General features: G+C 72.8%; 9 protein-coding genes, 1 tRNA gene and 1 riboswitch. Of the genes, 5 read left to right on the plus strand and 5 right to left on the minus strand.

Annotated elements, in window-relative coordinates:
- Nucleotides 1-627, plus strand: a 627-nt coding sequence (locus tag KBY47_RS35335) for an NPCBM/NEW2 domain-containing protein (RefSeq protein WP_210928619.1), incomplete at its 5' end; no start/stop codon positions are given.
- A gap of 22 nt (nucleotides 628-649) precedes the next feature.
- Here the strand turns inward: KBY47_RS35335 and KBY47_RS35340 are convergent.
- A complete protein-coding gene (locus tag KBY47_RS35340) occupies nucleotides 650-2728 on the minus strand; it encodes an asparagine synthase-related protein (RefSeq protein ID WP_210928621.1) in 2079 nt (692 codons plus the stop codon).
- Nucleotides 2729-3496: 768 nt separating this feature from the next.
- Between KBY47_RS35340 and KBY47_RS35345 the strand changes: the two genes are divergently transcribed.
- From KBY47_RS35345 to KBY47_RS35360, 4 genes are all read left to right on the plus strand, one after another.
- On the plus strand, nucleotides 3497-4921 hold the full coding sequence (locus tag KBY47_RS35345; RefSeq protein WP_210928623.1) for an MFS transporter: 1425 nt from the start codon (nucleotides 3497-3499) through the stop codon (nucleotides 4919-4921).
- 60 nt (nucleotides 4922-4981) lie between these two features.
- Complete coding sequence (gene lhgO / locus KBY47_RS35350) at nucleotides 4982-6184, plus strand: L-2-hydroxyglutarate oxidase (protein WP_210928625.1); 1203 nt, start codon at nucleotides 4982-4984, stop codon at nucleotides 6182-6184.
- A 441-nt stretch (nucleotides 6185-6625) separates the two neighbouring features.
- Nucleotides 6626-7429 (plus strand): tRNA (guanosine(46)-N7)-methyltransferase TrmB, encoded by an 804-nt coding sequence (trmB, locus tag KBY47_RS35355; protein WP_374103151.1) that lies wholly within the window; start codon nucleotides 6626-6628, stop codon nucleotides 7427-7429.
- Between the two features lie 40 nt (nucleotides 7430-7469).
- Nucleotides 7470-8792 carry a PrsW family intramembrane metalloprotease gene (locus KBY47_RS35360; protein ID WP_210928627.1) on the plus strand — a complete coding sequence of 441 codons (1323 nt, stop codon included), beginning with the start codon at nucleotides 7470-7472 and terminating at the stop codon, nucleotides 8790-8792.
- A 7-nt stretch (nucleotides 8793-8799) separates the two neighbouring features.
- On the opposite strand, the gene KBY47_RS35365 is transcribed toward KBY47_RS35360, so the two are convergent.
- From KBY47_RS35365 to KBY47_RS35380, 4 genes are all read right to left on the minus strand, one after another.
- Nucleotides 8800-9759, minus strand: a complete 960-nt coding sequence (locus tag KBY47_RS35365) for an aldo/keto reductase (protein WP_210928629.1) — start codon at nucleotides 9757-9759, stop codon at nucleotides 8800-8802.
- A 113-nt stretch (nucleotides 9760-9872) separates the two neighbouring features.
- Nucleotides 9873-10976 (minus strand): M23 family metallopeptidase, encoded by a 1104-nt coding sequence (locus KBY47_RS35370; protein WP_210928630.1) that lies wholly within the window; start codon nucleotides 10974-10976, stop codon nucleotides 9873-9875.
- 10 nt (nucleotides 10977-10986) lie between these two features.
- A riboswitch (cyclic di-AMP (ydaO/yuaA leader) is annotated at nucleotides 10987-11144 on the minus strand.
- A 336-nt stretch (nucleotides 11145-11480) separates the two neighbouring features.
- Nucleotides 11481-11554: transfer RNA gene (locus tag KBY47_RS35375), tRNA-Met, on the minus strand.
- 47 nt (nucleotides 11555-11601) lie between these two features.
- Nucleotides 11602-12723: an alginate lyase family protein gene (locus KBY47_RS35380; protein ID WP_210928632.1), complete on the minus strand. Its 1122-nt coding sequence runs from the start codon at nucleotides 12721-12723 to the stop codon at nucleotides 11602-11604.
- Between the last annotated feature and the right edge of the window lie 144 nt (nucleotides 12724-12867).

A 12867-nucleotide genomic window follows, 5' to 3' on the forward strand; every position in this document is an offset into this window, starting at 1 on the left:
CGGGCCGCCCCGCGGGCGCCCCCGACTCCGACCCCGTGGCCGCGCAAGCCGACGCCGACGCCGGAACCACCGGTCATCGTGCCGGTGACGGCCCCGACACCGACCCCGACCCCCGAACCGACGCCCACGCGCACGCCCACCCCGACGCCGACACCGGCACCGACCCCCACGCCGCCTCCTCCGCCGCCCGCCCCCGAGGTCTTCCAGTGGAGCGAGCTGTCGTACGACTTCTCCGGCGACGGCACACGGCCCGAGATGCGGCTCGGGGAGAGCAGTTGGGTCTGGCAGCGGTACGACCTGTCGATCTCCGGGAAGCAGTACGCGCGCGGGGTGACCGTCCACGGCGAGTCGTCGGTCACCATCGACCTCAACCGGTCGTGCACGGCGTACGACGCGCTCGTCGGCGTCGACGACCTGACGATGAAGCTCGGCAAGGTCTACTTCTCCGTCTACGCCGACGGAACGCGGCTGTGGCGGTCCGGGATGGTCAAGGGCGGCGACCCGGCCCTCCCGGTGCACGTGGACCTCACCGGCCGCAGGACCGTACGCCTGGTGGTGGAGCCGCACAGCCACTTCGACCCGGCGGCCCTGGCGGACTGGGCGAACTCGAGGTTCACCTGCGCCTAGGGCGGCCGGGAGCGCCCGCCGCTCAGCCTCCGGAGGCGAGCGCTCCGCGCCGGGGCTGGATGCCCGCGGGGACGGCACGCGCGCGTGCGGGGGTGCCCGTCCAGCAGGTGCCCCGGCGGGCGAGGAGGCGGTGCAGCCAGAGTTCGAGGGAGACCAGGTCGGCGAGCCCGTCCAGGGGCAGGGGTTCGCCCTGTACGGCGGCGCGCAGGGCCTTGCGGACGACCCGGGCCTCGACCAGTCCCGCCTGCGCGAGCAGGGGCGTGCCGAACAGCGCCATCAACGGGTCCACGGCGAGCCGCAGTCCCGCGCGGGCGGCGGCAGCGGCCGGGGCGTGGGAGGTGGCGCCCCAGCCGGACGGCAGGTCGGCGACGCCGGCGCCCTCCAGGACCGTACGCAGGATCGCGGCACGGGCGCCCGGCTGCACACGCAACGCCTCGGGGAGGGCGCGGCAGGCGCGGACGACCTGGTTGTCGAGGAAGGGGGCGTGCAGCCGCTGTGACCGGATCTCGGCGGCCTGTTCGAGGACGCGCAGGTCGGCGGCCTGCCGGGCGAGTGCGGCGCGGGCCCGGAAGTCGCCGGGCCGCTGTCCGGGGCCGATGCCCGAGCGGCTGGTGGCGCCTTGCAGGCGAACCGATACTTCAGCGAGCGCCTCACCCGTCAGCCAGCGCGCCGCTGGTCCGGGTCTGGCCCAGGTGAGGGCGGCGAGCGACGCCCCCACGGCGCCTCCGGATTCCTCGAAGCGGCGCCGCCGCAGCCGGTCGGCGAGGTCTTCCAGACCCGCGCGGTACGGCGTCCGGGACAGCCGTCGCGCGGCGCCGTACACGCGCGCGGGAACCAGCACCGAACCGTCCGCCTTCGCCAGCGCGGCCACCGGGCGCACCAGATGGCGCCGCTGCCGGTCCATCAGCAGGTCGGCCAGCCGGGCCGGGTGGGCGTCCAGGACCTGCCGGGCGCCGTACCCCGTGAAGTGGTCCGCGCTGCCCGCCGCGAGCCGGGCGCGGTGCCGGGCGGCCGACACCAGGCTGGGCCCGGGTTCGTCCGTCAGCGGGCCGTCCAGCTCCATGTACGGCAGCGTCTCCTCGGCGCCGGTGACGACGACGTGGTGCAGCCGCGGGTTGGCGGCGAGCGCACCAGCCCGCTCCAGCTCGGCCTCGCGCCCGCCGACGGCGAGGTCGTTGAAGGTGACGGCCAGCAGCCGCTCCCCGGCCCCGGTGCCGTGCCCGAGCACGGTGCCCGGCATACCGGGCAGCCCCGCCGCGAGCAGCGCCAGCGTCCCGGAGGCGGGCCCGCCGGACAGGTCGGCCCCGATCCCCGGGACCGGCATCCCGCGCGCGGCGCGCCGCTCGGCCGGTCCCATGCCCGGCACCGGCCCGGGGTCGATGTCCGGCACGTGCCGGGGTGCCGACAGGCGTGCCCGTACGGCGTCCACCAGGGCGTCCCGTACGGCGTCGACGGCGCGGTCGGGGTCGGCCGGGGGCGCCGCGACGGCGAGCGAGGCGACGGGCTCGTACCCGGCGACCTCCCGGGCCCCCGCGCGCAGGATCAGCGCGTGCCCCGGCGGGATGCGCCGCACGCCGTCGTAGGGCGTGGAGTCGTGCACCGCGGCGGGTACGTCGGGGGCGGCGAGCAACGCGGCGAGGTGCCCGAAGTCGAGGTTGGCCTCGATGAGGTCGGCCAGCGGCAGCGCGGCCGTGGCGTAGGCGGTGCCGCCCGCCCACGGGGTGTGGAACACGGGCCGGGCGCCCGCCAGATCGCCGCAGACCGTGATGCGCCGCCCCACCTGGACGACGGCGGTGTAGCTGCCGGGCCAGGCGGTCAGGTGCCGGAGTGCGCCGCCGCGCGCGGTGAACAGTCCGAGCCGCAGTTCCTCGTCGGTGGCCCCGCAGGTGCCGAGGACGGCGATCCGGTTCTGTTCGTCGGCCCGGATCACCCGCACCTCGTCGGGCCGCCAGTCGCCGACCGCCCACAGCGGATCGGGATCGCCCCACAGCAGTTGGGAGCCGACCGGGTGCAGGGTCTCGCCGTCGTACCCGGTGGCACCTGCCGAACCGGGCGCGCCCGTTCCCGCGGCGGTGCTGCTCCAACCCACCAACCACCGCATCGCCGCCTCCACAGGCTGTGGACAACCAGTGCACCGCACGAACCGGTTCACCATGCTGCCACGAAGGGCGCGTCGGAGCGGGTCGGCGGCGCCGCTTCCGATCCCCGGAGTGCGCCCGGCGCACCCATGACCGACCGGCGCGCGAACGACGCCCCAAGCATCCCGCTCAATGCCCGCGGCGCCTCAACTGCCCTACGGAAAAAGAGAATTAGCGGTGGGGCGCCGAACGCCACCCATCCGCACGCCGACGCGAATGCGCCCCCGAACGCTCCCCAAAAACTTCCAACGCGCCCTCAATTCCTGAGGTGAGAGGGCTGATCACCTTCGTGCGACGGGGTCGATTTTCGGCCAAATCCAGATCACGGCGAGCCGCCGTGACCCCGTCCGCGCACGCTCCGTACATGCTCTGCGCACCGCCGACGGCGCGCGGTCCGGGAGGCGCCATCGCCTCCCGGACCCGTCCGCCGCCCGCGGGGATGAAGGCGGCGGGTGTCCCCCAGCCCGCTGGATCCAGTACAGCGGGCCGACCCACGCGAGGCCCATGGAATCGCTCCCGTGGTGGCCGGAGAAGAGCGCACGCGCAGGCGCACAGCCACACAACAGGAGCACGCCGCAACGGTGCGTGCAGACCCCGTACTCGCGTACGGACCACAATCCCGCCATCCGGAACAATGCCTCTTAACGCATGGGATGCGGCGAACTACGCTGGGTTTACGAATGCCGCGTGGTTATGCCAGCGCGGCAGCCGTCTGTGTCGAGGGGTGGCGCATGTCCAGGGAGCAACGCGGGCCGAACGAAAAGCTCGGCGCCGTTCTCGCCCTCGCGGGAATCAGCAACGCAGGCCTCGCCCGACGCGTCAACGACCTTGGCGCACAGCGCGGTCTGACTCTTCGCTACGACAAGACGTCGGTGGCGCGGTGGGTGTCGAAGGGCATGGTGCCCCAGGGCGCCGCCCCCCATCTCATCGCCGCCGCCATCGGCCAGAAGCTCGGCCGCCCGGTGCCGCTCCACGAGATCGGCCTGGCGGACGCGGACCCCGCCCCCGAAGTCGGCCTCGCCTTCCCCAGGGACGTCGGCCAGGCGGTGAAGTCGGCGACCGAGCTGTACCGCCTCGACCTCGCCGGGCGCCGAGCCGGGTCCGGCGGCATCTGGCAGTCCCTCGCGGGCTCCTTCGCGGTCAGCGCGTACGCGACGCCCGCATCACGGTGGCTGATAACCCCGGCCGACAGCTCGGTCGCGCGCGACGCCAACCCCTCGGAGGGCTCAGGCGCACCGCTCAAAGTCGGCCACAGCGACGTACAGAAGCTGCGGGAGGCCGCCGAGGACGCCAGGCGCTGGGACTCCAAGTACGGAGGCGGCGACTGGCGTTCGTCCATGGTCCCCGAGTGCTTACGCGTGGAAGCCGCCCCCCTCCTCCTCGGGTCGTACTCCGACGAGGTCGGCAGGGCCCTGTTCGGCGCCTCCGCCGAACTGACCCGCCTCGCGGGCTGGATGGCCTTCGACACCGGCCAGCAGGAGGCGGCCCAGCGCTACTACATCCAGGCCCTGCGCCTGGCACGCGCGGCGGCCGACGTCCCCCTGGGCGGCTACGTCCTGGCGTCCATGTCCCTCCAGGCGACCTACCGCGGCTTCGGCGACGAGGGCGTCGACCTCGCGCAGGCCGCGCTGGAGCGCAACCGCGGCCTGGCGACCGCTCGCACCATGAGCTTCTTCCGCCTGGTCGAGGCACGGGCACACGCGCGTGCCGGCGACGCCCAGGCGGCGGGCGCCGCCCTCAAGGCGGCCGAGGGCTGGCTGGAACGCGCCCGCCCCGGCGACAGCGACCCGTCCTGGCTCGGCTTCTACTCCTACGACCGCTTCGCCGCCGACGCGGCCGAGTGCTACCGCGACCTGAAGGCACCCCGCCAGGTCCGCCGCTTCACTGAACAGGCGCTCTCCAGGCCCACGGAGGAGTTCGTCCGCTCCCACGGCCTGCGCCTGGTGGTCTCGGCGGTCGCCGAACTGGAGTCGGGCAACCTGGACGCGGCCTGCGAGCAGGGCGTACGCGCGGTCGAGGTCGCCGGACGCATCTCCTCCGCCCGCACCACCGAGTACGTCAAGGACCTCCTCCACCGCCTGGAACCCTACGGCGACGAGCCACGCGTCGTGGAACTCCGGGAACGCGCCCGTCCCCTCCTGATGGCCCCGGCGTAGAGGCGTCCCGCCGGGGTTTAAAGGGATTGTCAGTGGCGCAGTGCACTATCGAAGCGGGAGGTGGTGCAGGTGCTCGTCCATGACTGCGACGTGCTGGTGATCGGCGGCGGAATCGTCGGCCTCTCCACGGCGTACGCCCTCACCCGCGCCGCCCCCGGCACCCGCGTCACGGTCCTCGAGAAGGAACAGGCCCCCGCCCGCCACCAGACCGGCCGCAACAGCGGAGTGATCCACAGCGGCATCTACTACCGCCCCGGCTCCCGCAAAGCGCGCTACGCGGTCCGCGGCGCCGCCGAGCTGGTCAAGTTCTGCGCCGAGTACGACATCGCCCACGCCGTCACCGGCAAACTGATCGTCGCCACCGACCGCGCCGAGCTGCCCCGGCTGCACGCCCTCGTCCAGCGCGGCCGGGAGAACGGCATCCCGGTCCGCGAACTCGGCGCGGCGCAGATCGCGGAGTACGAGCCCGCCGTACGGGGTCTCGCCGCGATCCACGTCGGCACGACCGGCGTCTGCGACTTCGTCGGCGTCACCCGCCGGCTCGCCGACGCCTCCGGCGCGGAGATCCGCTACGGCGCCCAGGTCGTCCGGATCGACCGCCGCCCCGCCCTCGGAGTCGCGGTCCGCACGGCGGACGGCACGGTGCTGCGCGCCCGGGCCCTGGTCAACTGCGCCGGGCTGCACTGCGACGAGGTGGCCCGGATGGCGGGCGACGACCCCGGAATGCGGATAGTCCCCTTCCGCGGCGAGTACTACACCCTCACTCGCCCCTCACTCGTCCAGGGCCTGGTCTACCCGGTGCCGGACCCGGCGTTCCCGTTCCTCGGCGTCCACCTCACCCGGGGCATCGACGACTCGGTCCACATCGGCCCCAACGCCGTCCCCGCCCTCGCCCGGGAGGGCTACGCCTGGAGCAGGCTCAGCGCCCGCGACCTCGGCGGCATGCTCACCTACCCCGGCATGTGGGCCATGGCCCGCCGCCACTGGCGCTACGGCGCCGCGGAACTGCACCGCTCACTGTCCAAGCAGGCCTTCACCCGTGCGGTCCGCCGCCTGCTGCCCGACATCACCCCGGCCGATCTCGCGCCCGCGGCGGCGGGGGTGCGGGCGCAGGCCGTACTGCCGGACGGGACCCTGGTCGACGACTTCCTCATCCGCGAGGCACCTCGGACGATCCACGTCCTCAACGCACCGTCCCCCGCGGCGACGGCGGCACTGCCGATCGGACGGGAGGTGGCTCGGAGGGCGCTGGGGGTGTGCTGAGGCGAGGGCCCCAGCGCCCGGCGCCGAAGGCTGCCGCCAGTTGCGCTTGCCGTCGGGGGGCGTTTACGCAGCCCGGCGCGAGCGGGGTGCCGCTGCGCCCACCCGTGCCGCCCCAGCGGCACGACTGCCCGCAGCTAAGGCAGGTGCCAGGGTGAGCGCCGCCCCAGCGGCACGACTGCCCGCAGCTGGGGCGGGGTGCGGACCCGCTGCCCCAGCTACGGCGGCAAGCCACCGCGCGCCCGCAGCCGCCGTACTACGGAAGGGGACGTGTCGGGGGGTGTCCGCCCGCAGTGGTTCGCGCGGAAAACCCCGGAGCCGTTCCAGTTAGCAGCCCGCGCGGTTCCGAGGACGGACACCCCCCGGCGCGGCCCCGACCCACCACCGGCCGCAGGCGTGGGCATGGGCATGGGCATGGACGCGGGCCGTAAAATCGGGCGCACTGTGTCTGAGTCGTTGAGCAATCACCCCACCCCACCCCGCGCCAAGGGCGAGCCCCGTTTCCCCGACGGCCCCAAGGCCGACCCGGCGGGTTCGCACTTCGAGCGGCGCATCCGCAGCTTCCAGCCGCGCAGAAGCCGCGTCACCACAGGTCAGGCGGAGGCCTTGCAGCGCCTGTGGCCCAAGTGGGGCCTCGACATCGACGGCCGCACCGTCATCGACCTCGCCCAGCTGTTCGGGAACACCAACCCCGTAGCCCTGGAGATCGGCTTCGGCATGGGCGAGGCGACCGCCCAGATGGCCGCCGCCGACCCCGGCACCAACATCCTCGCCGTGGACGTCCACACCCCCGGCCAGGGCAACCTCCTCAACCTCGCCGACCACAACGGCCTCACCAACATCCGCGTGGGCAACGGCGACGCGATCATCCTCCTCCGCGAGATGCTCGCCCCGGACTCCCTGGACGCCCTCCGCGTCTACTTCCCCGACCCCTGGCCCAAGAAGCGGCACCACAAGCGCCGCCTCATCCAGCCGGAGTTCCTCACACTCGCCGCCACCCGCCTCAAGCCGGGCGCGATCGTGCACTGCGCCACCGACTGGGAGCCGTACGCCGAGCAGATGCTCGAGGTCCTCACCGCGCACCCCGCCTTCGAGAACACCCAGCCGGACGGCGGCTTCGCCCCCCGCCCCGCCCACCGCCCGCTCACCCGTTTCGAGGGCCAGGGACTGGACAAGGGTCATGTCGTGAACGACCTGCTCTTCCGTCGCGTACAGCTCGCAGACCAGCAGCCCCCCACCGGCGCCTGAGCACCAGGGGCGGCGCCTCTCCCCCGTTAGGGTCGATGCCGTGGCCACCAGTCCCTCACACGCAGCGTACGGATCGTACGAACAATACGGACCATACGGAACGTACGAGTCGTATGGAGCGCACGGCCACCAGCACCCCCACCCCCGCTGGTGGCAACGCACCTGGGTCCGCTACACCGCCCTCATCGCCCTCCTCACCCTCTCCGGCCTGGTCATCCTCGCCCTCGTCCGCAGGGAGACCGGCACCGAGGGCTTCCTGGTCGGCCTCGGCCTCGCCGTCCTCCCGGTCCCCCTCCTCATCGCCGCCTTCCGCTGGCTCGACCGCGTCGCGCCCGGCCCCTGGCGCAACCTCGTCTTCGCCTTCGCCTGGGGCGCCTGCGCCGCCGCCCTGATAGCGATCGTCGCCAACAGCTTCGCCACCCAGTGGATAGCGACCGCCACCGCGGACCCGACGAGCGCGGACACCCTCGGTGCGACGGTGATAGCCCCGGTCGTGGAGGAGTCGGCGAAGGCAGCCGCCATACTCCTGATCTTCCTCTTCCGCCGAAGGGACTTCACCGGCATCGTCGACGGCTTCGTCATAGCCGGAGTCACCGCGACGGGCTTCGCCTTCACGGAGAACATCCTCTATCTGGGCACCGCCTTCGGCACCGACCAGCTCACCGGCGACAGCGGCATCGCCTCCGTCACCGCGGCGACCTTCTTCGTCCGTATCGTCATGTCACCGTTCGCGCACCCCCTCTTCACCGCCCTGACCGGCCTCGGCTTCGGCGTCGCCGCGCTCTGCGCCGACCGCCAGCGACTGCGCCGCGTCCTGCTCCCCCTGTCGGGGCTGCTGCTCGCGATGGGCATGCACGCCCTGTGGAACGGCTCGGCGTCCCTCGGCCCGTACGGCTTCTTCGCGGTGTACGGCCTGTTCATGGTGCCCTCGTTCGGCCTGCTGACCTGGCTGGTCATCTGGACCCGGCAGCGGGAACTGCGCACCGTGCGCGAGCAACTGCCCGCCTACGCCGCCGCGGGCTGGCTGGCCCCGGCCGAGCCGTACGCGCTCGGCACGATGCGGGCCCGCCGGATGGCCCGCGAGTACGCCGGGCACCACCTCGGCAAACCCGCGGCCCGGGCGGTGGCGCAGTACGAGGAGTACGCCACCGAGCTGGCGTTCCTGCGCCACCGGGGCAACCGGGGCCGGGCCGGGCCCGACTTCGTCGTACGGGAGCAGGAACTCCTGCACGAGCTGTGGCAGCGCAAGGACATCGCCCGCCCGGCCCTGGACCACGCGGCCCGTATGACGGCCCCGCCGACGCCGGTATACGGCTGGGCACCGATGCCGTACGCACCGCCGCCCAACCCCTACCAGTACTGAGCCACCGTCACCGGCCGTCCCGAGAAGCCTCCGTCAGCCTCTCCACCTCCACGTCCGTCAGCCGCAGCTCCGCCACCCCCACCAACGCGGGCAACTGCTCCACCGTACGAGCGGACGCGATCGGCGCGGCGACCGTCGGCTGCGCGGCGAGCCAGCCGAGGGCGACCGTGGCGACGGGCACGTCATGCGCGGCGGCGATGTCGTCGAGGGCGGCGAGCACGGCCCGGCCGCGTGCGGTGTCCAGGTGCTTGCCCGCGCCCGCGGCCCGCGCGCTGTCGACCGTCGTACCGGGCCGGTACTTCCCGGTGAGGAACCCGGCGGCCAGCGCGTAGTACGGCACGGCCGCGAGACCCGCCGCCGCGGCGAGATCCTGAAGCTCACCCTCGTACGTTCCACGTGAAACCAGGTTGTAGTGGGGCTGGAGCGCGACATACCGGGCGAGGCCCTCGCGCTCGGAGAAGTCCAGGGACGCCTTCAGCCGCTCGGCGGTGATGTTGGACGCGGCGATGTACCGCACCTTGCCCGCCCGCACCAGGTCGTCCAGCGCGCTGATGATCTCCTCGACCGGGACCTCGGGCTTGTCGAAGTGGGTGTAGTAGAGGTCGATGTGGTCGGTGCCGAGGCGACGCAGCGACGCGTCGGCGGCGGCCCTGATGTTGGCGGCGGTCAGGCCCGGGTAGTCCGGGTGCTGGCTGACCTTGGTCGCGACGACGACGTCCGCACGGTTGCCGCGTGACGCCAGCCAGCGGCCGATGATCGTCTCCGATTCGCCGCCACGGTTGCCGTTGACCCAGGCCGAGTAGGAGTCGGCGGTGTCGAGGAAGTTGCCGCCCGCGGCGGTGTAGGCGTCGAGGACGGCGAAGGAGGTGGCCTCGTCGGCGGTCCAGCCGAAGACGTTGCCCCCGAGGGCGAGGGGGAAGACCTCCAGGTCGGAGGCGCCGAGCTTGCGCAGGGGGAGAGAAGTCATGTCCCCATTCAACCCGGCGGCCGTTCAGGTCGGCGGCCGGAAACCGGCAGCCCTGACGTCGGGGGGTCGCCGCCAGGACCGCCGGGGTTCGGGGATGGCACGGATGGGGCAGGTCAGGGGGTGAGCCCCTTGCTCTGGAGCCAGGCCAGCGGGTCGATGCCGCCCTCGGAGCCCGCGGTGTGGACCTCGAAGTGCAGGTGCGGCCCGGTGACGTTGCCCGTGGCGCCGACGCGCCCGATGACATCACCGGTGGTGACCTTCTGGCCGACGCTGACGTTGATCGACGACTGGTGGGCGTACCACAGCTCGGTGCCGTCATCGAGCGTGAGCACGGTCTTGTAGCCGTAGGAGCCGTCCCACCCGGCCTGCGTGATGGTGCCGCTGTGGACGGCCTTGATGAGCGTGCCGGTGGGGGCGGCGAAGTCCAGGCCGGTGTGGTAGCCGGAGGACCACATGGCTCCGGCCTGCCCGTAGGTCGAGGTGATCGTGTACGAGGAGGTGGGCAGCGTGTACTGGCGGGCCAGCTCGGCGAGCCGCTCGGCCTCGGCCTTCTTGCGGGCCTCTTCCTCCGCGGCGGCCTTCTCGGCGGCGGCCTTGGCCGCGGCCTCCTCCTCCGCCTTCTTGGCGGCCTCGGCGGCGGCCTTCGCGGCGGCGGCCTCGGCGGCCTGCTGCGCCTTGGTGTCGACCTGGTCCTGCTGCTGCTCGGCCTGGGCCATGATGCGGGCGCGCAGTGCCTCACCGGCGTCGGTGGTGCCCTGGGCGGTGTCCGTGGTGGTGACGCCGACGCCGCTGAGCGGGGCGACGGCCTCCGCGCTGGCCTCGGCGGTGTCGTCGGCGCCCTCGTCGTCGCTCGAGAAGGGCGAGCCCACGGAGGGGAGGTCGGGCATCGAGATGGAGACCGGCGGCTTGCCGGTCTGCGCGGTGGCCATGCCGCCCGCGCCGACGGCGGCTATGACGCCGACGCCGAGAACGGTGGAGCTGCGGGCGAGTCCACCGCCGCGCTGCTTGCTGACGCGGTGGCGGCCACGGACCGGGCGGATGGAGTCCGCGGTGGGGTTCCACTCCTCCCACGGGCCCTCGTCGGTGCGGTCGGCGCCGTAGACGAAGGTTTCGCCGGTGGCTGTTCCGGTACCCGGGTGAAAGTCGGGGTCGGAGTGCTGCTGGCGCTGGGCGGGCACGAACGGTGGGGCGGGTGTGCCAGGCCGGTTGGACGCCACGTAGGCGTACTCCTTCCTTCCTTCTCGCCTACCGGGTTAGCTGACGGGTTCGGAGCAGGAAGGTCTCCTACGCGCGTAAACCAGCCGTACTCCTACGGCGGTTGACGCGCGATTCACCCCAGGGTGGTGGTTCCCCGGTTCCCTCGCGGGATTCGGCGCGTGCGCACGGAGCCGTCTCTTGTGACGGCTGGGACGACCGCGCTGCGTTATCGGACGTTAATAGAACCCGGGGCTGATTTCCAAGCCGTTCCTCTTGATCGTTAAGGAAATCCGGGCGGACGTACGGGGCGATGAGCGGCGAAAATCGGGCGAGTTGACCGTGGGAGGAGGGGTTTGGTGACGGCGTGTTAGTTCTGACCGTGTGTCAGTTGTTATGCGGAGGGCGTTCGTCCGATCACGGGTGGTGATGGTGGCGGGGGTGGTTGGGGCGGCCCCTGGTGCGAGCGCCGGGGAAAACACTCAGGGCCGGAATCCATGTACTGGATTCCGGCCCTGAGCCTTCAGTAGCGGGGACAGGATTTGAACCTGCGACCTCTGGGTTATGAGCCCAGCGAGCTACCGAGCTGCTCCACCCCGCGTCGGTGATTCCAGTGTACGCCATCCGCGGGGTGGTCAGCGCACACCCTTATCCGGGGTTGCTCGCGTGGGTGAGCGTCTCCCAGGAGACGAGCCGGTCGTCGGTGCCCGCGGGGCGGGTGCGGCGGGCCAGTTTCCGGGCCTCGGCGGGGGCGGAGTCGTCGAGGCGGTGGTCGAGGTGGTTGACGACGACCTCCAGGTGGGGGCCGAGGTTGCGGTCGGTCCTGCCGCCGCAGAGCCAGCCGGGGGTGGGGGCGCCCAGCTGGTGGCGGGCGTGCAGGGTGAGGGTGGGCTTGAGGCGGTCCTTGATCTCGCTGTAGAGGTCGACGCCCTGGTGCCAGGCGGTCTCGGCGATGTGGGCGGTGGCGGCGAGGGAGTAGCCGACGTGGCGGAAGTCACGGCAGGTCTCCTGGGTGAGGCCGTCCTTGTACGTCTTCTGCCGGAACCAGTACGTGGAGATCTCGGCCGGGGTGTCGATCGTGCCGCCCTTCGGGGGGCGGGGGTGGGCGCCGTCCTTCTCCAGGTAGAAGTAGGCGGGGACGCGGGCGCGGAAGCGGGTCAGGGCGTCGTCGAAGGTCTGGTGGTCGTCGAGGAAGACGGCGATCGAGATGGCCGCGTCGGTCATGGCGAGGTCCCAGTTGCCGTTGAAGTCGGGGACGCGGGCGGTGACCTCGGGGAGGTGGGCGGTGCGGAGCATGTCCTCGAAGCGGCGTACGCGGTCCTCGGGCCAGCCGGAGTCGGGGGTGTGCCGGATGATCTCCGCGGCGCGGGCCCAGGTGGAGCCGGACCAGGCGGCCTGGAGGGCGGCGTTGCCGCCGGTGTGGCGCTTCAGCTTGGCGGACCAGGCGTCCATGATGGCGGCGGCCTTGGTGGCGTGCTGCTGTTTGCCGGTGACGGTGAAGAGGAGGGCCTGCGTGTAGGCGGCGATGGCGTCGCGGCGTTCGGCCAGGCAGGCGGGGCTGGGGGTGCCCTGGGTGGGGCAGGCGACGGTTTCCGTCGGCTTGGGGGTGTAGCGGTACGAGCCGTACGGGCTGTCCCTCATGGAGAGGTAGGCCTTCAGCCAGGGCTGTTTGCCGGCGGTGACGTTCTTGCGTACGGCGTTGAGCTGGGACTTGCTGACGAGGACGCCGGGGTGGGTGAAGTCGGCGTCGGCGGGGAGGGCTCGGGCCATGGTGCGGGTGTCGGTGCCGAGGGTGCCGCAGGCGGCGAGGAGTGTCGCCGCGAGCGTCAGGGTTGCCCCGAGGGTCACGCTTCTACCGATCGATGCCACGACGCACCACCTGCCTCCGCACTGCCCGTCGGACTGCTCACTGGC

Source organism: Streptomyces sp. B93, from assembly GCF_018070565.1.
Classification (GTDB): domain Bacteria; phylum Actinomycetota; class Actinomycetes; order Streptomycetales; family Streptomycetaceae; genus Streptomyces.